The organism is Nesterenkonia sp. PF2B19 (assembly GCF_001758425.2).
In the GTDB taxonomy this organism is placed as follows: Bacteria; Actinomycetota; Actinomycetes; order Actinomycetales; family Micrococcaceae; genus Nesterenkonia; species Nesterenkonia aethiopica.
On the sequence record NZ_MDSS02000041.1, the window covers coordinates 1 to 23,271 of the forward strand.

The following is a 23,271-nucleotide window of genomic DNA, read 5'->3' on the forward strand; positions in this document are numbered from 1 at the left end:
CCGGCCGCTCGGCTGGTCGGCACCCCGGCGACGGCGGCGCTGGCAGCCCTCTGCGCGTCACCCCTCGGGCTGGGCCTCGGCCTGGCATTCGGGAACCAGCCCTGGCCCTGGTCGCCCACCGCCCTGGCGGCGGTCCTCGGGCTGCTGGTGCTGGTGCTGGGCGTCTCCGGACTGCTCGCAGGGACCCTGAGCCTGCTGCTGCGGCGGCTGGGGCACCTGCACCTGGTCACCGGTGTGGCCGCAGGAGTGGTGGTCGCACTTCCGGCCAGGATGGTGTGGACGCCGCTGGCGAACCAGCTTCAGGAGATCATGCCCGGGCTTCACACGACCTGGGTGCTGATGGTGTGCCTGTGGGCCGTCGTCGTCGCCGCCGCGATCTTCACCGGCGTGCTGGACCGGCCGCGGCGTACCGGTCCAGGATGATGTCCACCAGCTCCGGAGGGGAGGCCGGCGGCGCCCCCGCGTCCTGCGGAGCGGGCAGCAGGGGCGCGGTGGTGACGTCGCCGGCCGCCTTCTCCAGCAGGGTCTGGAAGTAGCCGGGGGCCAGCAGGTAGCTGGCGACGACGACGCGCCCACCCTCCCCCGCGGCGTCGCGGGCCTGCCTGGCCTCGGCGACGGCCCCGGCCACCGTGGGCTGGGCTGCGGCGAGGAAGGCCACCACGACGTCGGCGGCCAGGCGCGCAGACAGGCGGCGGCCCATCTCATGGCAGTCCTCGACGGCGGCCGGGTCCGAAGAGCCCGCCACCCCCAGGATGATCCGGTCCGTGCCCGGGGACGCGCCGGCCTCCGCCAGGCGGCGCACCAGGATGTGCACGAGCCGGTCATCCGGGCCGAGGGCCCCGGCGATGGCGACCTCACGGCCGACGTCGGCGGTCTCCTTCCTCAGGTCCACGTGGACGTGGTAACCGGCGGAGAGCAGCACCGGCACCACCACAGCGGGCAGCGACTCGGGGAGCTGCGCCAGCGTGGCGGGCACGTCCGGGTCCTGGACGTCCACATGTCCCAGTTGCACCGGGGCGTCCAGGTCACGGGCCTCGGCCGCCGCGGCGACGTCGTCGGCCAGCCGACGGACCACCGCCTGACCGGCGGCGTCGGAGGTGCCGTGGGAGATGGCCACCAGGGCGGGCGGGAGCTCGGGGCTCTCGGGGCTCATCGAGGACGTCCTTCCGGAGGGTGCCTGCAGTCCTGGGCACTCAGCCTAGGACGGATGTGTGACACTCCGATGAACGCGACGTCTCGCGGCGTCACAGCAGCGGTGAGCACCGCCCCTCCGGCGGGCACGTCATGGTCCCGGTGAGGTGAACACCGCCGCCGACTGGCCGCCGATCCTCCACACGCCGGCATCCTCACCCTCCGGACGTGCCTCACCGGCGGTGTCGACCTCCAGCTGCCATGGCCCGTCGCCGGGAAGGCGCACCGTCGTCTCCTCACCCACGGTGAGCACGACCGCCACGGCCCCGGTGAGGGTCTCCCCCACGGGGTCTCCGGCGGCGCCGCGCAGCACCGCGATGACGGTGCGAAGCTCGGGGTCCTGCCAGTGCTCCTCCGTGGCGGGTTCACCGTCCGCGCTGAGCCACAGCACATCTGGGGCGCCGTCGGACCGGGCTGCTCCGTGCAGGAAGGCCCGCTGCCGCAGCACCGGGAGCCGCCGGCGCAGCGCGGTCAGCCCTCGCACCAGGTCCAGCAGCTCGTGGTCCGGGTCCGTCCAGTCCACCCAGCCGATCTCGTTGTCCTGCGCGTAGGCGTTGTTGTTGCCGCCCTGGCTGTTGCCGATCTCGTCCCCGGCCAGCAGCATGGGCACCCCCTGGGAGACGAACAGGGTCGCCAGCATCGCCCGCACCCTGCGCGATCGCGCGGCGCGGATCTCGGGATCGTCGGTAGGGCCCTCCACCCCGAGGTTGTCAGAATGGTTCTCGCTGTGGCCGTCGCGGCCGTCCTCGCCGTTGGCCTCATTGTGCCGCTCGGCGTAGGAGACGACGTCGGCCAGGGTGAACCCGTCGTGGGCGGTGAGGAAGTTGATCGACGCCGTGGGGGCGCGCCGCGAGTGGTCGAAGGTCTCGGCAGAGCCCAGCAGACGTGCGCCGAGGGCCCGGACGGCGTCCTGGTCCCCGCGCCAGGCGCGCCGCACGTCGTCACGGAAGCCGTCGTTCCACTCGGACCACGGGTGCGGGTAGGCGCCGCGCTGGTAGCCGTCGGGGCCGAGGTCCCAGGGCTCGGCGATCAGCGTGGCCCCGGCGAGCACGGGGTCCTGCCGCACGGTCTGGAAGAACGCGCCGGCGGCGTCGAAGCCTGCCGGCCCGCGGGCCACGGCCGTGGCCAGGTCGAAGCGGAACCCGTCGATCCCGTAGCGCGTCACCCAGTGGCGCATGCTGTCGAGGATCAGCTGCAGCATCATGGGGTGTTCGGTGGCCATGGTGTTGCCGGTGCCGGTGTCATCGATGTGGGAGCCCTCGTGCCGGCGGTAGTATCCGGCGTCCAGGCCGCGCAGGCTGAGGACGGGGCCGCCGTCGCCGCCTTCCCCGGTGTGGTTGTACACCACGTCCAGGAACACGGCGATGCCCGCCTCATGCAGGGTGTGCACCAGGGTGCGCAGCTCGGCGTCGGCGTCGTGGAGCGCGTAGCGCGGCTCCGGCGCGTGCCAAGCGATCGGCTGGTACCCCCAATAGTTGGTGAGGCCACGCCCGACCACGTGCTCGTCGTCGAGGAAGGCCTGCAGCGGCAGCAGCTCCACGGCGGTGACACCCAGCTCCACCAGGTGGTCGACGATCGCCGGGTGGGCGAATCCGGCGTAGGTGCCGCGCAGCTCGTCCGGCACCTCCGGATGCGCGGCGGTGAGGCCCTTCAGATGCGCCTCATAGATGATCAGGTCGCCGACGTCGTGGCGCGGCCGGTTCGCCGCAGGATCCGGGACCTCCGCGTCGCCGGCCTGAGCCTCACGCCCGCCCACGTCCGCGACGATGATGCCCTTGGGCATCACGGCCGCGCTGTCCTCCTCGGAGCCGCTGGCCATCTCCGGGTGCCACCGGACGGGGCCGTCGAGGGCGCGGGCGTAGGGGTCGATCAGCAGCTTCCGCTCATCGAAGCACAGCCCCTGCTCCGGCGCCCAGGGCCCGTCGGCGCGCAGCCCGTACCGCATGCCTGCGGACAGGCCGGAGATGTGAGCATGCCGGATGCCGCCGTCGGCATAGGGCAGCAGGACGCGTTCCTCCTGCTCGCCGTCGACGAGGCACAGCCAGACGGACTCGGCCTCCGGGGCCCAGACGGCCACGTTCGCGCCGTCCTCGGACAGGGTGATGCCCAGCGGCCAGGAACGGCCGGGCGTGACACGACGGGTCACCGCACCAGCTCCGTGAACAGGGCGGCGTACTGCTGCGCCGAGGAGGACCAGTCCACCGGGCTGGTCATGGCGGTCTGCCGGACCGCACCCCATGCCCGCTGGTCCTGGTGGAGCCGCAGCGCCCGGCCAAGCGCGTCCGCCAGGCCGGCGGCGCTGAGCTCGGTGACCAGGAAGCCGGTGGCGGTGCCCGCGGCCAGGTTCTCCACCGTGGCGTCGACGACCGTGTCCCGGAGCCCGCCGGTGGAGGCCACCAGCGGCAGCGCCCCGTAGCGCAGGCCGTAGAGCTGGGTGAGGCCGCACGGCTCGAACCGTGAGGGCACCAGCACCAGGTCCCCTCCGGCGTACATCCGGTGACTCAGCGGCTCGTCGTAGCCCAGGCGCACACCTACCGCGTCAGGCCGTCGGGCGGCGAGCTCTCGGAGGCCCTGCTCATAGGCGGGGTCCCCTGAGCCGAGCACCGCCACCGCACCGCCGGCCTCCACGAAACCGGGCAGAGTCTCCAGCAGCAGGTCCACGCCCTTCTGGTGCGTCAGGCGGGTGACGACCACGGCCAGGGGCCCGGTGGGCTCGGCGAGCCCGAACTCCTGGAGCAGCGCCGCCCGGTTGGCCGCCTTGGACGCGGGGGCCTCCGCCGAGTACGGCCTGATGTGCGGGTCATGCGCCGGATCCCACACGGTGGTGTCGATGCCGTTGACGATCCCGTGCATCTCGCCGCGGCGGCGACGCATGGCGACCACGCCCTCAAGGCCGAAGCCGAACGCGGGGGTGGTGAGCTCCTCCGCATAGGTGCGGCTGACCGTGGTCACCCGGGAAGCGTGCATCATCCCCGCCTTCAGGCTGCTCACCGCCCCGTGGTACTCGATCCCCTCCGGGTGGAAGTCCCAGCGCGGCAGGCGCAGCCGATCCAGCTGGTCCTCCCCGAAGATCCCCTGGAAGGCGATGTTGTGGATGGTCATCACGGTCGGCACGCTGGCGCCGGCATACTTCAGGTACGACGGCGCCAGCCCGGCCTGCCAGTCATGGGCGTGCACCAGATCCGGCCGCCAGGGCTCCCCCGCGCCGTCGTCGACCCCGTCCTGGGCGATCTGCGCGGCCGCCCAGCTCAGCGCGGCGAACCGCACATGGTTGTCCGGGTGGTCCTGCTGGCCGTCGGCATAGGGGCCGCCGGGCCGCTGGAACAGGTGCGGAGCGTCCAGCAGCAGCATCGGCAGCCCGTCCACGGTGCCCGAGCGCACGCAGGCGGGTCCGCCGAACAGGTCGTCCTCGGCCCATACGCGGCGGGAACCGTCGAGTTGATCGAGCACCTGCGGGTAGGCCGGCAGCAGCACCCGGGACTCCCAGCCGCAGGGCTCGAGTGCGCCCGGAAGCGCCCCGACGACGTCGGCGAGCCCGCCGGTCTTGATCAGGGGTGCGCACTCCGAGGCGACGGAGAGGACACGACGACGCACGGCGGTCACGGGACGTCCTTTCAGAGGAGGAGCACCAGACTACTCCAGCGCGGCGGCCCGGCGGTCCAGCATGTCCTGGGTGATGAGCGTGATCCCCTTGTCCGTGTGCCGGAACCACTTCGCATCCTCCTCCGGGTCCTCCCCGACCACGAGGTCGTCCGGGATGCGGACCCGGCTGTCGATCACGCAGCGGCTCAGCTGGGCGTGCCGGCCCACCTCCACGTACGGCAGCGCGACGACGTGGTCGAGCGTCGAGTACGAGTGCACCCGGTTCCCGGTGAACAGCAGCGAGTTGTGCACATCGGAGCCGCTGATGATGGTGTCCCCGGAGATCAGCGACTGGATCGCCTGGCCCCGGCGGTCCTCCTCGTCGTGGATGAACTTCGCCGGCGGCGTCTGCTCGGCGTAGGTCCAGATGGGCCACTTCTGGTCATAGAGGTCCAGCGGCGGCACGAACTCGGTGAGGTCGATGTTGGCCTGCCAGAACGAGTCGATCGTGCCCACGTCCCGCCAGTAGGGACGGGTCTCCAGGCCGCTCATCACGCAGGATTCGCTGAAGCGGTGCGCATAGGCCGCACCTCGGGTCACCAGCTGCGGGATCAGGTCGTGACCGAAGTCATGGCTGGAGTCCGGGTCATGCATGTCCTCGATGAGCAGCTGGCGCAGGAACTGCCAGTCGAAGACGTAGATCCCCATCGATGCCAGGGAGACGTCCGGGTCGTCGGGGGTGCCGGGCGGATCGGCCGGCTTCTCCAGGAAGTCGATGATCCGGTCCCGCTCATCGATGTGCATCACCCCGAAGGCGCTGGCCTCCTCCCGCGGAACCGTCAGGCAGCCGACGGTGACCTCCGCGCCGCTCTCCACGTGCTGACGCAGCATGACCTCGTAGTCCATCTTGTACACGTGGTCCCCGGCGAGCACGATCACGTACTCGACGTTGTAGTCGTCCACGATGTCGATGTTCTGGGTCACGGCGTCCGCCGTGCCGAGGTACCACTTGTTCTCCTCCACACGCTGGCTGGCCGGAAGGATGTCCAGGTACTCGTTGCGTTCGGCACGGAAGAAGCTCCAGCCGCGCTGCATGTGGCGGATCAGCGAGTGAGCCTTGTACTGGGTGGCGATCGCCATCTTCCGGATGCCCGAGTTCAGCGCGTTGGACAGCGGAAAGTCGATGATGCGGGTCTTGCCCCCGAAGTGCACGGCGGGCTTCGCCCGGCGGTCCGTGAGCTCCTCCAGGCGGCTGCCCCGGCCGCCGGCGAGCACGAAGGCCATGGCCTGACTGCTCAGCCGGGCTGGTGCGCCCGGCTCGATGCTGGTGTTCATGAGTGATCCTCCACGAAGTAGATGGCCGAGAGAGGGGGAAGGGTGAGGAGCGCCGACTGCGCCTCGTCCGCCGCGGGCACCGGCTCCGTCTCCACGGCACCGCCGTGGCCCCGGTCGCCGCCGCCGTATGCGGAGGAGTCCGTGTTGAGCGCCTCCCGCCAGCGCCCGGCGACGGGGAACCCGACCCGGTAGCCGGTGCGCTCCACGGGGGCCAGGTTCAGCACGACGACGACATGCGGATCACCCGGCTCTCCCCGTCGGGTCCAGGCCACCACCTGGTCGTCGGCTCCGTCGACCAACAGCCAGGAGAACCCGCGGGCGTCTGAGTCCCAGCGGTGCAGCGCCGGCTGCTCCCGGTAGATCCGGTTCAGGTCCCGGACCAGGGCCTGCACACCGGCGTGACCGGGGTCGTGGAGGACGCCCCAGTCCAGTTCGCCGTCGTGGTTCCATTCGGCCGGCTGGCCGAACTCCTGCCCCATGAACAGCAGCTTCTTCCCCGGGTGGCCCCACATGTAGCCGAAGAACGCTTTCAGCCCGCCGAGCTTGTCCGCATGCGAGCCGTGCATCCTCTGGTACAGGGAGCCCTTCCCGTGGACGACCTCGTCGTGGCTGATGGGCAGCACGAAGTTCTCGCTGAAGGCGTAGGAGAGCCCGAAGGTGAGGTCGTCGTGGTGATACTTCCGATGGACCGGGTCGCGGCTGAAGTAGGTCAGCGAGTCGTTCATCCAGCCGAGGTTCCACTTGTACCCGAAGCCCAGACCGTCATGGTCCACCCGGCGGGTCACCCCCGGGAAGGAGGTGGACTCCTCGGCCGTCATCGCCGTCCCCGGGTGGGTGCCGTAGACGGCGACGTTGGTGGCGCGCAGGAAGTCGATGGCCTCGTGGTTCTCGCGCCCGCCGTCCCGGTTGGGGACCCACTCCCCCTCCGCCCGTGAATAGTCCCGGTAGAGCATGGAGGCGACCGCATCGACCCGCAGCCCGTCCAGGTGATACTGGTCGATCCAGTAGAGGGCGTTGGCCACCAGGTAGCCGCGCACCTCGGGGCGCCCGTAGTTGTAGATGTAGGTCTTCCAGTCCGGGTGGAATCCCTGACGGGGGTCCAGGTGCTCGTACAGTGCGGTGCCGTCGAACCGTCCCAGCCCGTGCTCGTCGGTCGGGAAGTGTCCGGGCACCCAGTCGGCGATGACTCCCAGCCCCCGGGCGTGGGCGGCGTCCACGAAGGCCGCGAACTCCGCCGGGGTGCCGTAGCGGATGGTGGGCGCATACATGCCCACCGGCTGATAGCCCCAGGACCCGTCGAAGGGGTGTTCGCTGACCGGCAGCACCTCGATATGGGTGAAGCCCATGTCGGCGACGTAGTCCACCAGCTGCGAGGCGAGCTCCAGGTAGGACAGCGGGCGGACGCCGTCGACCCTCCGCCAGGACCCCAGGTGGACCTCATAGACGCTGATGGGGCTGGTCACCGCGTTCGCCTCGGCTCGGCGGGCCAGCCACTGGTCGTCCTGCCAGTGGTGGGCGTCCAGGCGGCGCACCACGGACCCGGTGGCGGGCGGGTGCTCGGCGCCGAAGCCCACCGGGTCGGCCTTCTGCGGCAGATGGTGACCGTCTCGGTCGTGGAGGTCGTACTTGTAGACGGTGCCCTCGACGACGCCGGGCACGAAGGTCTCCCACACCCCGGTGGACCCGACCGGCCGCATCGGATGCTCGTCAGGGTTCCAGTGGTTGAAGTCCCCGACCACGGCGACCCGGGAGGCGTTGGGGGCCCAGACGGCGAAGTGCACGCCGTCGACCCCTTCATGGGTGATGAGGTGTGCGCCGAGCGCGTCCCACAGCCGGTGGTGCGTTCCCTCGGCGAAGAGGTGCTCGTCGAGCGCTCCCAGCACGGGGCTGAATCGGTGCGGATCTGCCGGTGGGGACATGGCCGGGGCCTTTCGTCGACAGGACGGCGGCTACTGCGCCGGGGGTACGTTCCAGATCTCCCTCATGTAGTGCCGTACTGCGCGGTCGGAGCTGAAGCTGCCCATCCGTGCCACATTCGTCACTGCCATCCGCTGCCACCGCAACGGATCGCGGTAGGACATGTCTACCAGCTCCTGGGAGGAATTGTAAGCGTCGAAATCGGAGGCGACGAGGAACCAGTCACTGTTCCACAGGTGGTCGACGAGACCGCTGTAACGCGCTGGTTCCTCGGGGCTGAATGTGCCTTCCGCGATCGCCTGCAGGACGTCCTGCAGCGGTTGGCTCTGCTCGATCGCCGCACGAGCGTGGCCGGGCTGCTCACGCCGGGCGAGGACCTCGTCCGCGGTGAGGCCGAAGAGGAAGAAGTTCTCCGCCCCGACCTCCTCACGGATCTCCACGTTCGCGCCGTCCAGGGTGCCGATGGTCAGCGCCCCGTTGAGCGCGAACTTCATGTTCCCGGTGCCCGAGGCCTCCATCCCAGCCGTGGAGATCTGCTCGGAGAGGTCGGCGGCGGGGATGAGCTTCTCCGCCATGGTGACGTTGTAGTTCGGCGGGTAGATGATCCGCAGCCTCTCCCGGGTCTCGGGATCGCTGTTGATGACCGCCCCGACGTCGTTGATCAGCCGAATGATGTCCTTGGCCGCGGTGTAGCTGGGAGCCGCCTTGCCTCCGAAGATCTTGACGCGCGGCACCCAGTCCGCGCCGGGGTCGGCCTTGATCCGCTGCCAGCGAGAGACGGTCCACAGGATGTTCAGCAGCTGTCGCTTGTACTCGTGGAGGCGCTTGACCTGCACGTCGAGGAGCGCTTCCAGGGGCAGCTCGATGCCGTGCTCCTCGTCCAGCCAGGTGGCCAGGCGGTGCTTGGCCAGATGCTTGGTGCGTCCGAAGGCCTCCAGGAAGTTCGGGTCCTCCGCGTGGGGCTCCAGTTCACGCAGCCGGTCCAGATCCGTCTCCCATCCGGGGCCGATGGTCTCGGTGACCAGATCGGCGAGTGCGGGGTTGGCCAGGGCGAGCCAGCGCCGGGGCGTGATCCCGTTGGTGACATTGAGGATGCGGCCCGGGGTGAGGGCCTCCAGGTGGGGGAAGAGGTTCCGGCGCACCAGGTCCGTGTGCAGCGCGGAGACGCCGTTGACCCGGTGGCTGGTCACCACGGCGAGCTCCCCCATCTTCACGTGGCCGTGCTCGATGAGGTGGACGTCGTCTGCCGCACTCCCGTGGACCTCGTGGACGCGCTGGTCCAGCCGCTCGATGATCTGCAGGTGACGGGGCAGCAGGTGGCGCATCAGATCCACCGGCCACATCTCCAGGGCCTCCGGCAGCAGGGTGTGGTTGGTGTACCCGAGCACCTGGACGGCCAGGTCGGCGGCGGTGTCGAAGCCGACCCCGTGCTCGTCCACCAGCAGACGGATCAGCTCCGGGCCGGCCAGGGCCGGGTGCGTGTCGTTCATCTGGATGGCGGCGTGCTCGGGCAGACGGCGCAGATCCTGCTGGGTCTCCAGGAACCGGTGCAGCACGTCCTGCACCGAGGCGGAGGTGAGGAAGTGCTCCTGGGACAGGCGCAGGCGCCGCCCCAGGTCGGTGGTGTCGGTCGGGTAGAGCACCCGGCTGAGAGTGCGCGCCCAGGTCTCCGTCTCGGCAGCACCGAAGAAGTCGCCGGCGCTGAACCGGTCCAGATCCAGCAGATCTGCGGCGGGCAGCGCCGACCACAGGCGCAGCGTGTTGACCCACCCACCGCCGTAGCCGATCACCGGGGTGTCGTGGGCGGCGGCCACGAGGCGGGTCTCCGGCCGCCAGGCCGTGCCGCCGTCGTCGTCGGAGACCTCCCCGCCGAAGGGGACCGCGTAGGCGGTGGCAGGGCGGGAGAGGCTGAACGGATCGCCAGAGGTGAGCCACTCATCCGGGCGCTCCACCTGCCGACCGTCCTCGAAGTGCTGCCGGAACAGGCCGCGCTCATAGCGCAGCCCGTAGCCGTGGGCGGGGCACGCCAGGGTGGCCATGGACTCCAGGTAGCAGGCGGCCAGACGCCCCAGTCCGCCGTTGCCGAGCGCGGGGTCCGGTTCGCCGGCGACGACGTCGGCGACGCTCACTCCCAGGTCGTCGAAGGCGGCGCTGACAGAGTCCCGCAGCCGCAGGTTGATGGCGGCGTCCTCGAGGAGGCGACCGGGCAGGAACTCCATGGAGAGGTAGTTGACGCTCTTCAGCCCGTCCTCCCGGGTGCGCCGGGCGGAGTCTAGCCACGAGTCCGTGGCCTGCTCGCGGAGGGTGTGGGCCAGGGCGAGGCGCCAGTCCAGCAGCTGGGCGCGGGCCGGCTCCACCCCCACCGAGCACCTCAGATGGTGCAGCAGGACGGAGGTCAGATCTGAGGCTGTCGACATGCGCTCAGCATAGCCCGGCCGACAACGCACGACGCCCCCGCGTCCAGGGGGACTCGGGGGCGTCGAATGTAGTAGCGGTGGCGGGGCTCGATCCCGCGACCTCACGATTATGAGTCGTGCGCTCTAACCAGCTGAGCTACACCGCCACGAATGAGAAAGCCCGCGCCGCGCCGGAAGCGCCGCGCGGGCTCTCATTCAGAGCCCCAACCGGGAATCGATCCCGGGACCTCAGTCTTACCAAGACTGCGCTCTACCACTGAGCTATTGGGGCAACGGCATGAAACTCTACCACCAGCTCCCGTCGGGAGAAAATCGAGGCAGAGAGACGTCCGTCACAGGACCGTGGAGGGGTCCTGCTGAGGCTCAGCGCCAGCGGGGCTTGCGACGCTTGTCGCCCTTGTCCCCGCCGAAACCGCCCTTGCGGTGCCCGCCGCGCGGGCCCCGGTCGCCACGATCGCCGCGGTCAGCACGGTCGCCGCGATCACCGCGGTCTCCACCGCGGGAGCCAGCGCCGGAGTCCTTCTCCAGGCGGATCAGCTCGCCGCCGATCCGGGTCTTGGACAGCGCCTCCCACTGCGCGCTGGAGAGGTGATCGGGCAGCTCCACCAGCGAGTGGGTGTTGCGGATGTCGATCCCGCCGATCCTCTTGGCGGGGATCTCCGCCTCGTTGGCGATCGCGCCCACGATGTGGCCCGGCGCGACGCCTCGCGAGACCCAGGGCGATCCGATACATGGCGTTGCCAGGACCGGCCTCGCGGGGAGCCCGCGGCCCACGGTCGGCACGCGGACCCCGCTCGGGGCGGTCGTCCCGCTCACGCCCGGCGCGCTCAGCCTCGCGGACCAGCTCGTCAGTGCCGTTCTCGTCCAGCAGCAGCGGACGCCCGTCGTGGACCATGGCCACCAGGGCGGCGGCCACGTCCTCGGCCGGGGTGTTCTGCTCGGCCACATAGGAGCTCACCAGCCCACGGTACTCCTCCAGGTCCTCGGAGGCCAGGGTCTGGGTGATCTTCTCGGAGAACCGCTGCAGGCGGGAGGCGTTGACGTCGGCCACGGTGGGCATGGACATCGGCTCCACCTTCTGGCGGGTGGCCTTCTCGATGGCGCGCAGCAGGCGGCGCTCCCGCGGGGTCACGAACAGCACGGCCTCGCCGGAGCGTCCGGCGCGGCCGGTGCGGCCGATCCGGTGCACATAGGACTCGGTGTCCAGCGGGATGTCGTAGTTGAACACGTGGCTGATCCGCTCGACGTCGAGGCCGCGGGCCGCGACGTCGGTGGCCACCAGCACGTCCACACGGCCGGAGCGGAGGTTCTCCACCGTGGTCTCGCGCAGCTTCTGCGGGATGTCGCCGTTGATGGCGGCCGCGCGGAACCCACGGGCCCCCAACCGGTTGGCGACCTCCTCGGTGGCCGAGCGGGTGCGCACGAACACGATGGCGGCGTCGTGCGCCTCGGTCTCCATGATGCGGGTCAGCGCCTCCAGCTTGGAGGAGTGACGGACCTGCACATAGCGCTGACGGATCGTCGACGACGTCGAGGTGGTCGACTTGACCGAGACCTCCACCGGGTCGTTCAGGTAGTCCTGGGAGATGCGGCGGATGGCCCGGGGCATGGTGGCCGAGAACAGCGCCACCTGCTTGTCCGCAGGGGTCTGCTCCAGGATCTGGTCGACCTCCTCGGCGAAGCCCATGCGCAGCATCTCGTCGGCCTCGTCCAGCACCAGGTGCTGCACCTCGGAGAGGTCCAGCGAGCCGCGGGAGAGGTGGTCGATCACACGACCGGGCGTGCCGACCACGACGTGCGCACCCCGGCGCAGGCCCGCCAGCTGCGGACCGTAGGGGGCGCCGCCGCTACATCGGCAGCACGGTGATGCCGTCGACGTCGGCCGCGTAGGTGGAGAAGGCCTCGGCCACCTGCAGGGCCAGCTCACGGGTGGGAGCCAGCACCAGGGTGGAGGGGGCGGTGCCCAGCTCGCCGGCGTCGGCGGCACGGGCCATGTGGGTCAGAGCCGGCAGTGCGAACGCGGCCGTCTTGCCGGTGCCGGTCTGGGCGAGGCCGACCACATCGCGGCCCTCGTTCAGCAGCGGGATGGTCTGGGCCTGGATGGGTGAGGGGGTCTCGTAGCCGAGTCGCTCAGTGGCGGCCAGGACACGGGCGTCCAGGCCCAGATCCGCGAAGCGGGGGCCTTCCTGCTTCGGCTGTTCCTGCTTCGGCTGTTCCTGCGTGGGAGCATCCTGCGTGGCGGCATTCTCCGGAGTCTCTGCCGGGGTCTCCACAGCGACCTCAGCCGGGGTCTCCGTGGAGGTCTCTGCGTGAACCGTCTCTGCGTGCTCTGCGTCGGCAGCACCCTCGAAGGTCTCGGGGGCGTCCGTCGTCGTGATGGTGGGGGTGCTCATGGGTTGAGGCTCCTTCATCTGGTAGGCGGCCTCGAATCCCCGTACGCGGCCCTCTGCACACGGGCGTCAACCACCTCTGCTCGACAGTCATGTCAAGGGCAGGGCAGGGTGCACATGCTCTGATGGGGCGTGACGGGACGGGGACTCTGCGGCCACTGGTGGGCTCCGGAGTCGACCCGTGAAAACACACACGAACCTCGACAGCCTCTCGGGCGCCGAACCTGTCGGCGCGCACCGATCATCGGTGCAGAGATGCTGGAGTAGCAAGAGAAGACGGGATCTTCCGGAGAATGCTCTTCAAGTGTAGGGGCCGCCGTCGCATTTTCCCCAATCAGGAGACCAACGTCACGCTGAGCGACCCCGTCTGACGCCGAGTTGGTCTGCAGTTGTGGGTACTCGATTCGATCGAGTCGAGTACCCACAACTCCAGACCAACTCGCAGAAGAGGGGGCGGGTCGGGGAGGCTCTCTGCGCGGCTCAGTCGTTCGGGCGGGCCGCCGTCGGGCCCTTGGCCAGGGCGATCTCTCGGATGGTGTGCTCCGGGGCCTCCGCCGCAGCGATGACCTCCACCGGGTCGCCGGCCCGGACCTCTCCGGGGGTGACCACGCGGAAGTAGGTGCCAGGACGTCCGGCCTGCAGGAACCGCTTCACCCAGCCGGGCTGGTCCATCCAGCGCCCGAAGGTCGCACACGGGATCCTAGGCCGGGTGACCTCCAGGACGAGCCGGTCCCCCACCCGCCAGCGCTCACCCGGGAACGCGCCGTCGACGTCGAAATCCTCACCCGCGGACCCGGATATCCGCAGATTCTCCCCGAAACTGCCGGGCGGGATGTCCCGGCCCAGCTGCTCGGCCCACCAGACGGCGTCGTCGGCCGCATAGGCGTAGACCGCCTTCTCCTCCCCGCCGTGGTGCTTCCGGTCCGCCTGCACGTCGCCGTGCAGGCCGAGGCTGCGCACCATCACGGGCCCGCTGACCGGACGCTTGTCGATGCCGGTGACCCCGACCGGACCGGGGTCGTCCCGAATCAGCTGGTCCACCACGCAGACGGCGTCGACAGTCCCGGTCAGGCCCAGACGCTGCGCGGCGGCGGCCAGACAGGTCGGAGAGGAGGCGTGGTCGAGGCTCATGGACGACAGTCTAAGCAGACCAGAGGTCCCACTCGGGAAGCCGGCTGTCGGCCCGGAGCACCCGGACAGTCAGTCCCCGAGCAGAGCCAGAGGGACGACGGCGATTCCGTCTCGTCGACGAGAGGTGCGTCTCCCCGTCGTCACCACCACCAGGTCCACGACGTCGTCGGGCATCTTCTCCCGCCACGATGAGGTCGACCTCCTCACACGAGTCATGCGACCGACGATGCGTCACCCGAGCGCCATGAGCCTCAGCAATGACACGAACCGTAAGCGTCGCCAGCGCTTCGAACAGCTTGCCTGCCAGGTCGGCGGACACGGGAAGGCTCAGGCGACGGGCGGTGAGTCCCTGATCGGGGAGGTCTCGGTCGACCACCCGTGGGAGGTAGGCGTCCAGCTCCCGCCCGAGCAGGTGAGCCGGACGCTGGCGCAGACCCGGGAATCCACCTCTGACGATCTCCTGGCAGCAGTCCGTCACGGTGAGCCCCGACTCCCCATGCACCTCCGTCTCCGAGCCGTCGAGCATCTCGACCAGACTGACGGTCGACTCCGCGAGCCCTCTCTCGTGGAGACCCATCGGCCGCAGCCAGACGTGGAGGATTCGTCCCGCTCCACTATGGACAGTCGAGCCGGCACGGGGCGCGGCGCTGCCGGCCAAGAGAAACGTGCACCACTGACGCTGCCTCTGGTGCACTTCTGCGACGCAGCATGCCTCCGCGATTCGGGCCCTTATGAGCGCGCATCTGCGCCGACAAGGGCCCGCACCGCGGAGGCATTTCCGAACGTGTCGGCTCAGAGTCCGGCGAGCGCGGCGTCCAGGTCGTCGATCAGGTCGGCCACGTCCTCGATACCCACCGAGACACGCAGCAGGTTCTCCGGCACGGCCAGCTCGGTGCCGCGCACCGAGGCGTGGGTCATCTCATGCGGGTAATTCATCAGGGACTCGATGCCGCCCAGAGACTCGGCGAGCACGAACAGCCGGGTGGCCTCGGCGACCTTCCGCGCCGCGGGCTCCCCGCCGGCCAGCTGGAAGGAGACCATGCTCCGTAACCGCTCATCTGCCTCGTCGCCAGTTCGTGGCCCGGGTGGTCCGGCAGACCCGGGTAGAGCACCCGCTCCACGCCCGGATGGCCCACCAGGTGCTCCGCCACGGCCTGAGCATTGCTGCAGTGCCGGTCCATCCGGACCCCGAGGGTCTTCAGCCCCCGGGTGGTCAGATAGGCGTCCAGCGGTCCGGAGACCGCGCCGACGGCGAACTGCTGGAAGGCGACCTTCTCGGCCAGGTCTGCCGCGGCGTCGTCGGAGCCCAGCACCACGGCACCGCCGACGACGTCGGAGTGGCCGCCGATGTACTTGGTGGTGGAGTGCACCACGATGTCCGCACCGAGGGCCAGCGGCTGCTGCAGGTACGGGGTGGCGAACGTGTTGTCCACGACCAGCAGCGCCCCGCGTGCGTGGGCGATCTCAGCCAGGGCCGGGACGTCGACCACCGTCATCAGCGGGTTGGACGGGGTCTCCACCCACAGCAGGGTCGCGTCGTCGCCGTCGAGCTCGGCGGCGACCCGCTCGTGGTCGTTGAGGTCCAGCGGAGTGTTCGCAATGCCCCAGTCGCCATGGATGCGGCTGATCAGCCGGTAGCTGCCGCCGTAGCGTCGTTGCCCATCACGATTCGCTGTCCCGGGCGCATCACGGCCCGGATGACGGCGTCCTCGGCGGCCAGCCCGGAGCCGAAGCTGAAGGCGTGCCCCCCGCCCTCGACGGCGGCCAGCTGGTTCTGCAGGGCCGTGCGGGTGGGGTTGCCGGCGCGGCCGTAGTCATAGCCGTTGCGCAGGTTCCCGATGCCGTCAGGCGCGAATGTGGTGGAGAAGTGGAGCGGCGGGACCACTGCGCCGAAGACTTCGTCGAGGTCCTGGCCGGCGTGGATCGCCTCGGTGGAGAATCCGCGGGCGCGGTGGGCGTCGTCGTGGTGGGTCATCGGTCCTCCTTAAGCACCGCTGAGGTGCGCCAACAGGTCGTTGCGGGTGAGCACGCCGACGATGTCGCCGTTCTCAGCCACCAGCAGGGTCGGGTTCTTCCGGAGCTTCGCCAGGATCTGCGGCACCGTCTCGGTGATGCCGACCAGAGGCAGGTCCGCACTGAGGTGCTGAGCCACCTCGTCTCGGGGGTCGGCGTGGCCCACGATGAGGTCCTCGGAGAGGCGCTCGACGTCGACGATGCCGTAGACCTCACCGATGCGGGCGACCCGCCCGGGCTGGTCGATGACGGGCACGATGTCGATCCCGTACCGGTTCATCACCGACACCGCCTCCCGCAAAGACGTGGTCCGGGGGATGGAGATCACCTCGGGCAGCGCTTCGCCCACGGAGGTCCGCTTGGCGGCGAGCACGTCGGCGGCCGTGGTGGAGGCGGGGTCCTTCGCGCCGGTGCCGGGGGCAGGGGCGGCGTCGGCACCGATGATGCCCTCACGCACCGCCGTGCTGATCTCGTCCTGGCTGGCCACGCTGATCTCGGTGCCGGTGGAGGTGGACACCACCTCGCCGAAGCCGTGGTCGATCATCCACTGGTCGTTGAAGATCTTGCCCAGGTAGCCGCGGCCGGAGTCCGGCAGCACCGCGACGACGACGTCGTCGGGCCCGAGATCGGCGGCGACCTTCAGCGCCGCGGCCACCGCGGTGCCGGAGGAGCCGCCCACGAGCAGTCCCTCCTCCGTGGCCAGCCGGCGGGCCATGGCGAAGGACTCGGCGTCGGTGATGGCGTGCTTCTCGTCGGGGACGGAGGCGTCGTAGTTCTGCACCCAGACGTCCTCGCCGACGCCTTCCACGAAGTACGGGCGGCCCTCGCCGCCGGAGTAGATGGAGCCGTCCGGGTCCGCGACGACCACGCGCACCGGCCCGGTCTCGCGGTCCGCGGAGACCTCCTTGAGGTAGCGACCGGTGCCGGTGACGGTGCCGCCGGTTCCCGCGCCGACCACCAGGTGGGTGATGCGGCCTTCGGTGTCCTCCCAGATCTCCGGTCCGGTCGTCTCATAGTGGGAGGCGGGCGCGGCGGGGTTGGAGAACTGGTCAGGCTTGTAGCCGCCGTCGATCTCGGCGGCGATCTGGTCGGAGATCCCGTAGTAGGACAGCGGCGACTCCGCGGGCACGCCGTTGGGGCCGACGACGACGTCGGCTCCGTAGGCACGCAGCACGTCGCGCTTCTCCTGGGCGACCTTCGGCACGGTGATGAAGACGCTGCGGTAGCCCTTCTGCTGGGCCACCAGGGCCAGGCCGACCCCGGTGTTGCCGGAGGTCGGTTCGACGACGACGCCGCCGGGCTTCAGCCTCCCGTCGGCCTCGGCCTCCTCGATCATCTTCAGCGCGATGCGGTCCTTGATGGACCCTCCGGGGTTCAGGTACTCCAGCTTCACCAGCACGGTGGCGGAGATCCCCTCTGTGATGCGGTTCAGCTTCACCAACGGGGTGCCGCCGATGAGGTCGACGACGGACTGGGCATATCTCATGAGGCCAGCCTACCGGCGCGGACCGACGCGTCTCCGGGGCCCCTCCCCTGGGGGACTCACGGCGCAACATGTCAGTCCGCTGTGCTTCCATGGACAGGTGACGCACCAGCCCCTGACCCAAGACTCGGCGCGGCCGTGGGCGCCCGACGGCGAGGCAGTCGTCGACATGGCGGGCCCGGTGGATCTGCCGCGCACCCTGGGGATCATCCAGCGGGGCTCCGGGGACCCGGCGTTCCGGGTGGATCCCGGCGTCTGGAGGGGTGGGGCCGCCGGCAGTCCGGGAGCGGGGGCGTGGGCCTGCTTCAGGATGTGGTCTCCGCAGTCCTCCCGCGAACTGGGCCAGGTCCTGCTCCGGCTGGATCAGCTGGACGTCTCCCGGGTGCGCGCCCGCCTGTGGTGCGCCGGCGTCGAGGCATCCTCCGAGGAGCTCGCCACGGCAGCGCTGGAGCGTGTGCCCGCGCTGCTGGGCGCTGAGGACGAGGGCTGGGAGGATTTCGACCTCCTGCTCGACGCCCTCGGCGACGACCAGTCGACCGCCCTGGCGCGGATCCGTCGCCGGCACCCCGGGGTCCGGCTGCCGGCCACCGGCCAGCTGCTGGACCAGCTGGTGACAGTGACCCTGGAGCAGAAGGTCACCCATGACCAGGCCCGGCACGCTGGCGTGAGCTGCTGCGCCGGCATGGAGAGCGCCCGCCCGGACCGGCGCCGGACTGGATGCGGCTGCCGTTGACCGGCGAACAGCTCCGCCGGATTCCGTCCTGGCGCTGGCATCAGATGTGGGTGCAGCCGCCGATGGCGGCCGCGGTCCTGCGGATCGCCGAGCGTGCCTCCGCGCTGCATCGACTCGCGGCGTGCCCCGGCGATGCGGCATCACTGGAGGACCTGCAGTCCCGGCTGACGGCGATCTCCGGCGTCGGGGTCTGGACCGTCGCAGAGACCCTGCAACGCACGCACGGCGCCGCCGACCTGCCCGCGGTCGGTGATTATCACCTGCCCGCCCTGGTGGGCGAGGCGCTGACCGGGAGCAGGACCGACGACGCCGGCATGCTGCGGATCCTCGAACCGTGGCGGGGACACCGCCAGCGGGTGGTGCGGCTCATCCGGCTGAGCGGATACCGGCACCAGACGTTCGGGCCCCGGCTCAATCCTGCGGACCACCGGGGACGATGACGGGAAAGGTCAGCCCTGCTGCTGGCCCTCGGCCTGGTCCTCGGCGATCTGCCGGTGGATCTCCTCCATGTCGAGGCCCTTCACCGCGGTGATGACCTCGTTGAGCTGCTCGGCATTGAGCGCGCCGGGCTGGGAGAACACCAGCACCTTCTCGCGGAAGGCCATGAGAGTGGGGATGGAGGTGATGCTCGCCGCGGCGGCCAGCTCCTGCTCCGCCTCGGTGTCGACCTTGGCGAAGGTCACGTCCGGGTGCTCCTCGGAGACCTGCTCGTAGATCGGAGCGAACTGCTTGCACGGGCCGCACCAGTCGGCCCAGAAGTCCACCAGGAGGATGTCATTGTCCTCCAGGGTCTTCTGGAACTCCTCGGCGGTGATGTCGGTGGTAGCCATGGCGGCCACGATACGCGACACCGGCGGCGCTGTCGGCCCCGCAGCAGTCGCCGGCGCCCGCTTAAGCCGCCGGCGAAAGGCCTGCGGTCTGCAGTCCTGTCGTGCGCAGTCCTGGCGTGCGCCTCAGTCCACGCACCAGAGGACGGGTTCCTCGTCGCCCTCCTGTGCCTCCAGGCAGATCGCCGCCTCCTGGGCGAGGTCTCGCAGCGCCGGGTCCACCGGCAGCTCGAGGTGCAGCGTCTCCCCGGGTTCGAGGGTGTGGACCTCATCTTCCGGCCCCCACAGCCACACCGGCACCGCAGTGACCGTCCGCAGGGTGTCCGAATCGGACGGGACCCTCAGGCGCAGCTCGTCCCGAGCCGTGCTGACGAGCTCGAGCAGGTGGCGGTCCTGCGCGCCGTCCTCGATCTCCTCCCGTTCTGCGGCCTCGTGGCTGCGCCTCGGCAGCAGAGCACTGAACGGCCGCTCGGTCTCCGGTGGGAGCTCGATGCCGTTCTGCTCGGCGGCCCAGGCCATCCCGTCGAACGGCTCGGCCGCAGGGTCGGCCTCGGTGCAGGTCAGCTCGAGGGCCGCCTCGGAGCTGCGGATCACCACCTCCAGCAGCATCCCCGGCAGGGGGTAGTGGTCCTCGAAGGACGAGAACGCAGCTTCCTCAGCGTCGGTGACCGCCAGGCACAGGGTCTCGACGTGCGTTCCGGCCGCGCTGACCGGAACGTCCTCCCCGGCAGGGACGCTCAGCACCGTGACCCGCGGCGCGTCGGCGTAGAGGATCTCTCCGCGCTCCCAGGGCAGGTCGAACGGACTCACGTGCAGGGTGACTCCGTCGACCGTGGGCGGGCCCGGATCCCGGGGAAAGACGACGTCTCGTGCGGAGGAGATCAGCACCACGTATCGGTCGGCGTCGGCGTCGGGCCGCAGCGTGAGGGTGACGTCCTCGGCCAGGCTCGCCTCTCCAGCGTTGACGCGCAGGATCCGCCCGTCCTCCAGTTCCAGGTCGGCGACCGCGGCGTCACGGTCGTCGGTCTGCCGCAGATCGACGACGGCGGAACGGCCGGTCGGCTCGCCGAGCGGCACACAGCCAGCCAGCAGGACGGCCGCAGCCGTCCCCGTCAGTGCGAGGCGACTACGGCCCCACCTGCGTCCTCTCCCCCGGTGCCCCATGACACCAGTGTCCATGGTCCGGGGCCTCAAAGCACCGGAGACGCCCGACGAGTTGTGAGACCCCAGGCACGAGAAAGGCCCGGACCGTGTGGTCCGGGCCTTTCCAGTGGGTGGCAGATGAGGGATTCGAACCCCCGTAGGCAATGCCAGCTGATTTACAGTCAGCCCCCTTTGGCCGCTCGGGTAATCTGCCGTGGTGCCGTCGTCGGCACCAGACAACTTTACCCAAGACCTCGCGATTTTTCGAATCGGTCGCTCCGGGACGTCCCCGTCCGCCTGTCACGACTTGCCAGTAGGCTGGCCCTGCCCCGTTGTTCACCCATGCCCAGAACCTAGGAGGCTTCGTGGCTGACGTCGAAGCCGAGTCATTGGCCCGCTCCCTGACCGAACGCAGCCCGGCCGGCATCGCCGAGCAGATCCGCGAACTCATCGCCGCCGGCGTGCTCACCGCCGGGATGCGCCTGCCCACCGTCCGCGACGTCGCCACCGAGATCGGAGTCAGCGTCGGCACGGTCGCCCAGCTGGCGCTGCTGCGCGAAGGTGGGCTCGTGGAGACCCGACGCCGGGGCGGCACCCGCATCATCGAGGGCGCCGACCCCCTGGGTGGCGAGTTCGCCGGCTGGTCCGGTGTGGACCTGCTCTACTGCAGTCCTGATCCTCATCTGCTGCCGCCGCTGGACGAAGCTCTGGCCAAAGCTCTCAAGCAGCCCGGCATCAACGCCTGGGGACGGGAGCATATGCTTCCGGAGCTGCAGAAGGAGCTGCAGAAGCGGCTGACGGACCAGCCGCGGGAGTTCGTCACCGTCAGCTCCGGCACCGAGGCGCTGTGGCTGGCCACCCGCGCTGCGGCGGAGTCCGGGGACACCATCGCAGTGGAGGAGCCCACGTCCCCCGGCTACCTCTCCGTGCTGCAGTCCATGGGTCTGCGGGCGGTCGGGGTCCCGGTGGACGAGCAGGGTCCGGTCCCGGAGCGTCTCTCCGAGGCCCTCGAAGCCGGCGCGGTCGCGTTCGTGCACTCCCCCGGCGGTGCATTCTCAGATCGCCACACCCTCACCCCAGAGCGTGGGCTCGCCCTGGAGGCCGCCCTGGAGGCCGCCCCGGAGGTGCTGATCATCGAGGACGATCCGCTGGGCCCGCTGGGCCCGGGGGCTGCCCCTTCCCTGGATGCGCTGTTCCCCGAACGGACCGTGCGGGTGCTCGGATTCGAGCGCGCGTTCGGCATGGATCTGCGCACCTCGGCCCTGGCCGGGCCCCGGGAGCTGGTGCAGCGCTGTGTGCGCCACCGGTCCGGAGGCGTGGCCTCGAACTCGCGGATCCTTCAGCATGCGCTGGTGCAGCTGCTGCGGGACCCGGTGGTCTCTCACCGTCTCACCTCCGCGCGGGGACACTATGCCACCCGCCGACGACTGGCCTTGGAGGCTTTCGAAGCCGCCGGACTGACCGCCCGCGCGGGCACCCACAGCTGGGCGGTGTGGGTGGAGGTCGCCGACGATCGCGCTGGCGGCCCTGGCGCTCAGCGGCCAGGGGGTGGTGGCCGACGTCGCGCCGCCAGCCACGTCACGGAGCAGCCCACCGGCCTGCTCCGCTTCTCGGTGGCGCAGCTGCCGGAGGACGACGCCGTGCTGGCCGAGCTGGCGCAGCTGGTGCATCGCGCCGCCGTCGGGGAGCTGGGCGAGGCGACGTTCGTCTGAGCCGCCTTCGCCGCCCTCGCCGCTCACCTCACCTCGCCGTCCGTGGACGTCGATAGACTCGACGTCGACGACGACCCCGAGCAACAGGAGGATCTATGGCCAAGGAATCCAGCTTCGACATCGTCTCCAAGGTGGACAAGCAGGAGGTCAGCAACGCCCTGAACCAGGCGCAGAAGGAGATCGCTCAGCGCTACGACTTCCGCGGCACCGGCGCGGAGATCGACTTCTCCGGGGAGAACATCCTCATCAAGGCCAACTCGGAGGAGCGGGCCAAGGCCGTGCAGGACGTGTTCGGCTCCAAACTCATCAAGCGCGGCATCTCCCTGAAGTCCTTCGACGCCGGCGAGCCCTTCGCCTCCGGCAAGGAGTACCGGATCGAGGGAGCCATCAAGGAGGGCATCGACCAGCCCACCGCGAAGAAGATCACCAAGCAGATCCGGGATGAGGGCCCCAAGTCGGTCAAGGCCACCATCCAGGGCGATGAGCTGCGCGTGACCTCGAAGTCGCGTGACGACCTCCAGGAGGTCATCACGATGCTGAAGGACTTCGACGACGCCGCCCTGCAGTTCGTCAACATGCGCTGAGGATCCGACCACCTGGACTCAGTCGAGGACGAGCCCCCAGGCATCTCGCAGAAGCCCGCGCCCAGACTCCGTGAGCGTCAGCCCACGGCCGGCGCGGTGCTTCTGCACCCACTCGGCATCGAGGAAACGCGTGGCCACTGCTGCGCCGAGAGCTCCCGCCAGGTGGGGCCGACGCACGGTCCAGTCCAGGCAGGCCCGCGTGGTGGGGCGCCTGGCCTCTCCTGCCGCGCAGACGTCGACGTCCAGGGCTGACAGGCCCTCCGCTCCGCGGTCGCTGAGTGCCAGCTGGTCCCCCGTCAGCCAGCCGCGACGTCGCCATTCGTCGGTGATCGCCACGCCGAGTCGACCCGCCAGATGGTCGTAGCACAATCGGGCCTCCGCCAGCCGTGCGGCCTCACGGCTGACCGCATAGCTGTGAACCTCTGTAGGTTCGCTGACCGCCCCGAGGGCCTCCAATGCCTCTGCCACCTCCGGACCCGCAAGGGCGTACCAGCGACGCCTCCCCTGAGCCGTACAGGTGACCAGCCGGGCTTCCACCAGCACCGCCAGATGCTCCGATCCGGTGGAGGGACTCACCTTCGCCGCCCGAGCCAGCTCCCCCGCCGGACGGACGCTTCCGTCCATGAGCAGGTTCAGCATCCTCGCCCGCGCCGGCGCTGCCAACGCGGCCCCGATCCGCGCGAAGTCCCGGTCTCTCATCTCCACCACCGGCACCGCCCCGTCCCGTCCTGGCGCGTCCTGCTGCACCTGGTCATCTGATTCCCTGCTCATCCTCCCGCAACGACGTTTCGGCCGTGGCCGCACCGACCCGCT

General features: G+C 70.3%; 17 protein-coding genes, 3 tRNA genes and 2 pseudogenes. 5 read left to right on the forward strand and 17 right to left on the reverse strand.

Annotation, left to right across the window (positions count from 1 at the left end; all coding sequences use genetic code 11):
* On the forward strand, positions 1-423 hold a 423-nt coding region (locus tag BCY76_RS18190), incomplete at its 5' end, for a hypothetical protein (protein ID WP_201791127.1).
* Here the strand turns inward: BCY76_RS18190 and BCY76_RS12030 are convergent.
* The 13 genes and pseudogenes from BCY76_RS12030 to BCY76_RS12090 form a co-directional block, all read right to left on the reverse strand.
* A complete protein-coding gene (locus tag BCY76_RS12030; RefSeq protein WP_085437740.1) occupies positions 380-1,153 on the reverse strand; it encodes a sirohydrochlorin chelatase in 774 nt (257 codons plus the stop codon). The two genes, BCY76_RS18190 and BCY76_RS12030, sit on opposite strands and share 44 nt — an antisense overlap.
* A gap of 129 nt (positions 1,154-1,282) precedes the next feature.
* On the reverse strand, positions 1,283-3,337 hold the full coding sequence (gene glgX / locus BCY76_RS12035) for a glycogen debranching protein GlgX (protein ID WP_070161210.1): 2,055 nt from the start codon (positions 3,335-3,337) through the stop codon (positions 1,283-1,285).
* Positions 3,334-4,794, reverse strand: coding sequence for a glycogen synthase GlgA (gene glgA / locus BCY76_RS12040; protein WP_139827770.1), 1,461 nt, complete (start codon positions 4,792-4,794; stop codon positions 3,334-3,336). Before glgA ends, glgX begins: the two co-directional genes overlap by 4 nt.
* A gap of 30 nt (positions 4,795-4,824) precedes the next feature.
* A complete protein-coding gene (gene glgC / locus BCY76_RS12045; protein WP_139827771.1) occupies positions 4,825-6,108 on the reverse strand; it encodes a glucose-1-phosphate adenylyltransferase in 1,284 nt (427 codons plus the stop codon).
* Entirely contained in the window at positions 6,105-8,027 is a 1,923-nt protein-coding gene (gene glgB, locus BCY76_RS12050; RefSeq protein ID WP_070161206.1) for a 1,4-alpha-glucan branching protein GlgB, read from the reverse strand. The genes glgC and glgB overlap by 4 nt, the downstream gene beginning before the upstream one ends.
* A 30-nt stretch (positions 8,028-8,057) precedes the next feature.
* A complete protein-coding gene (locus tag BCY76_RS12055) occupies positions 8,058-10,442 on the reverse strand; it encodes a glycogen/starch/alpha-glucan phosphorylase (protein ID WP_070161204.1) in 2,385 nt (794 codons plus the stop codon).
* A 72-nt stretch (positions 10,443-10,514) separates the two neighbouring features.
* Positions 10,515-10,588, reverse strand: a tRNA-Met gene (locus tag BCY76_RS12060).
* Positions 10,589-10,641: 53 nt separating this feature from the next.
* A tRNA-Thr gene (locus tag BCY76_RS12065) sits at positions 10,642-10,713 on the reverse strand.
* Positions 10,714-10,805: 92 nt separating this feature from the next.
* Positions 10,806-12,835, reverse strand: a pseudogene (locus BCY76_RS19975) (DEAD/DEAH box helicase).
* Between the two features lie 477 nt (positions 12,836-13,312).
* Positions 13,313-13,963 (reverse strand): MOSC domain-containing protein, encoded by a 651-nt coding sequence (locus BCY76_RS12075; RefSeq protein WP_083277632.1) that lies wholly within the window; start codon positions 13,961-13,963, stop codon positions 13,313-13,315.
* A gap of 69 nt (positions 13,964-14,032) precedes the next feature.
* Entirely contained in the window at positions 14,033-14,170 is a 138-nt protein-coding gene (locus BCY76_RS18195; RefSeq protein ID WP_170922684.1) for a hypothetical protein, read from the reverse strand.
* A 585-nt stretch (positions 14,171-14,755) separates the two neighbouring features.
* Positions 14,756-15,938 (reverse strand): annotated as a pseudogene (locus BCY76_RS12085) (cystathionine gamma-synthase).
* Between the two features lie 9 nt (positions 15,939-15,947).
* The gene (locus BCY76_RS12090) at positions 15,948-17,462 is read right to left on the reverse strand and encodes a pyridoxal-phosphate dependent enzyme (RefSeq protein ID WP_070161201.1); all 1,515 of its coding nucleotides are present in this window, start codon (positions 17,460-17,462) and stop codon (positions 15,948-15,950) included.
* Positions 17,463-17,559: 97 nt separating this feature from the next.
* On the opposite strand from BCY76_RS12090, the gene BCY76_RS19435 reads away from it, so the two are divergent.
* Together BCY76_RS19435 and BCY76_RS19440 are read left to right on the forward strand one after the other, a co-directional pair.
* Complete coding sequence (locus tag BCY76_RS19435) at positions 17,560-18,192, forward strand: hypothetical protein (RefSeq protein WP_237090123.1); 633 nt, start codon at positions 17,560-17,562, stop codon at positions 18,190-18,192.
* The gene (locus tag BCY76_RS19440; protein WP_237090124.1) at positions 18,177-18,632 is read left to right on the forward strand and encodes a hypothetical protein; all 456 of its coding nucleotides are present in this window, start codon (positions 18,177-18,179) and stop codon (positions 18,630-18,632) included. Before BCY76_RS19435 ends, BCY76_RS19440 begins: the two co-directional genes overlap by 16 nt.
* Before the next feature lie 9 nt (positions 18,633-18,641).
* On the opposite strand, the gene trxA is transcribed toward BCY76_RS19440, so the two are convergent.
* The 3 genes from trxA to BCY76_RS12110 form a co-directional block, all read right to left on the reverse strand.
* Complete coding sequence (trxA, locus tag BCY76_RS12100) at positions 18,642-19,022, reverse strand: thioredoxin (RefSeq protein WP_070161199.1); 381 nt, start codon at positions 19,020-19,022, stop codon at positions 18,642-18,644.
* A gap of 123 nt (positions 19,023-19,145) precedes the next feature.
* Positions 19,146-20,096, reverse strand: coding sequence for a hypothetical protein (locus tag BCY76_RS12105; protein WP_070161197.1), 951 nt, complete (start codon positions 20,094-20,096; stop codon positions 19,146-19,148).
* Between the two features lie 198 nt (positions 20,097-20,294).
* A tRNA-Tyr gene (locus BCY76_RS12110) sits at positions 20,295-20,376 on the reverse strand.
* 151 nt (positions 20,377-20,527) lie between these two features.
* On the opposite strand from BCY76_RS12110, the gene BCY76_RS12115 reads away from it, so the two are divergent.
* Together BCY76_RS12115 and BCY76_RS12120 are read left to right on the forward strand one after the other, a co-directional pair.
* Positions 20,528-21,874 (forward strand): aminotransferase class I/II-fold pyridoxal phosphate-dependent enzyme, encoded by a 1,347-nt coding sequence (locus tag BCY76_RS12115; protein ID WP_170922685.1) that lies wholly within the window; start codon positions 20,528-20,530, stop codon positions 21,872-21,874.
* A gap of 95 nt (positions 21,875-21,969) precedes the next feature.
* On the forward strand, positions 21,970-22,458 hold the full coding sequence (locus BCY76_RS12120) for a YajQ family cyclic di-GMP-binding protein (RefSeq protein ID WP_070158358.1): 489 nt from the start codon (positions 21,970-21,972) through the stop codon (positions 22,456-22,458).
* An 18-nt stretch (positions 22,459-22,476) separates the two neighbouring features.
* Here BCY76_RS12120 and BCY76_RS12125 read toward each other — a convergent pair whose 3' ends face one another.
* Positions 22,477-23,229, reverse strand: a complete 753-nt coding sequence (locus tag BCY76_RS12125) for an ArsR/SmtB family transcription factor (protein WP_237090125.1) — start codon at positions 23,227-23,229, stop codon at positions 22,477-22,479.
* Between the last annotated feature and the right edge of the window lie 42 nt (positions 23,230-23,271).

Excerpts from the sequence above, each read along its gene's own strand:
- BCY76_RS12030 (WP_085437740.1), bottom strand. The coding sequence starts at position 1,153 with ATGAGCCCCGAGAGCCCCGAGCTCCCGCCCGCCCTGGTGGCCATCTCC.
- glgC (WP_139827771.1), bottom strand. The coding sequence starts at position 6,108 with ATGAACACCAGCATCGAGCCGGGCGCACCAGCCCGGCTGAGCAGTCAG.
- BCY76_RS12090 (WP_070161201.1), bottom strand. The coding sequence starts at position 17,462 with ATGAGATATGCCCAGTCCGTCGTCGACCTCATCGGCGGCACCCCGTTG.
- BCY76_RS19440 (WP_237090124.1), top strand. The coding sequence starts at position 18,177 with ATGCGGCTGCCGTTGACCGGCGAACAGCTCCGCCGGATTCCGTCCTGG.
- glgB (WP_070161206.1), bottom strand. The coding sequence starts at position 8,027 with ATGTCCCCACCGGCAGATCCGCACCGATTCAGCCCCGTGCTGGGAGCG.
- BCY76_RS12125 (WP_237090125.1), bottom strand. The coding sequence starts at position 23,229 with ATGAGCAGGGAATCAGATGACCAGGTGCAGCAGGACGCGCCAGGACGG.
- BCY76_RS12120 (WP_070158358.1), top strand. The coding sequence starts at position 21,970 with ATGGCCAAGGAATCCAGCTTCGACATCGTCTCCAAGGTGGACAAGCAG.
- trxA (WP_070161199.1), bottom strand. The coding sequence starts at position 19,022 with ATGGCTACCACCGACATCACCGCCGAGGAGTTCCAGAAGACCCTGGAG.
- BCY76_RS12055 (WP_070161204.1), bottom strand. The coding sequence starts at position 10,442 with ATGTCGACAGCCTCAGATCTGACCTCCGTCCTGCTGCACCATCTGAGG.
- BCY76_RS12075 (WP_083277632.1), bottom strand. The coding sequence starts at position 13,963 with ATGAGCCTCGACCACGCCTCCTCTCCGACCTGTCTGGCCGCCGCCGCG.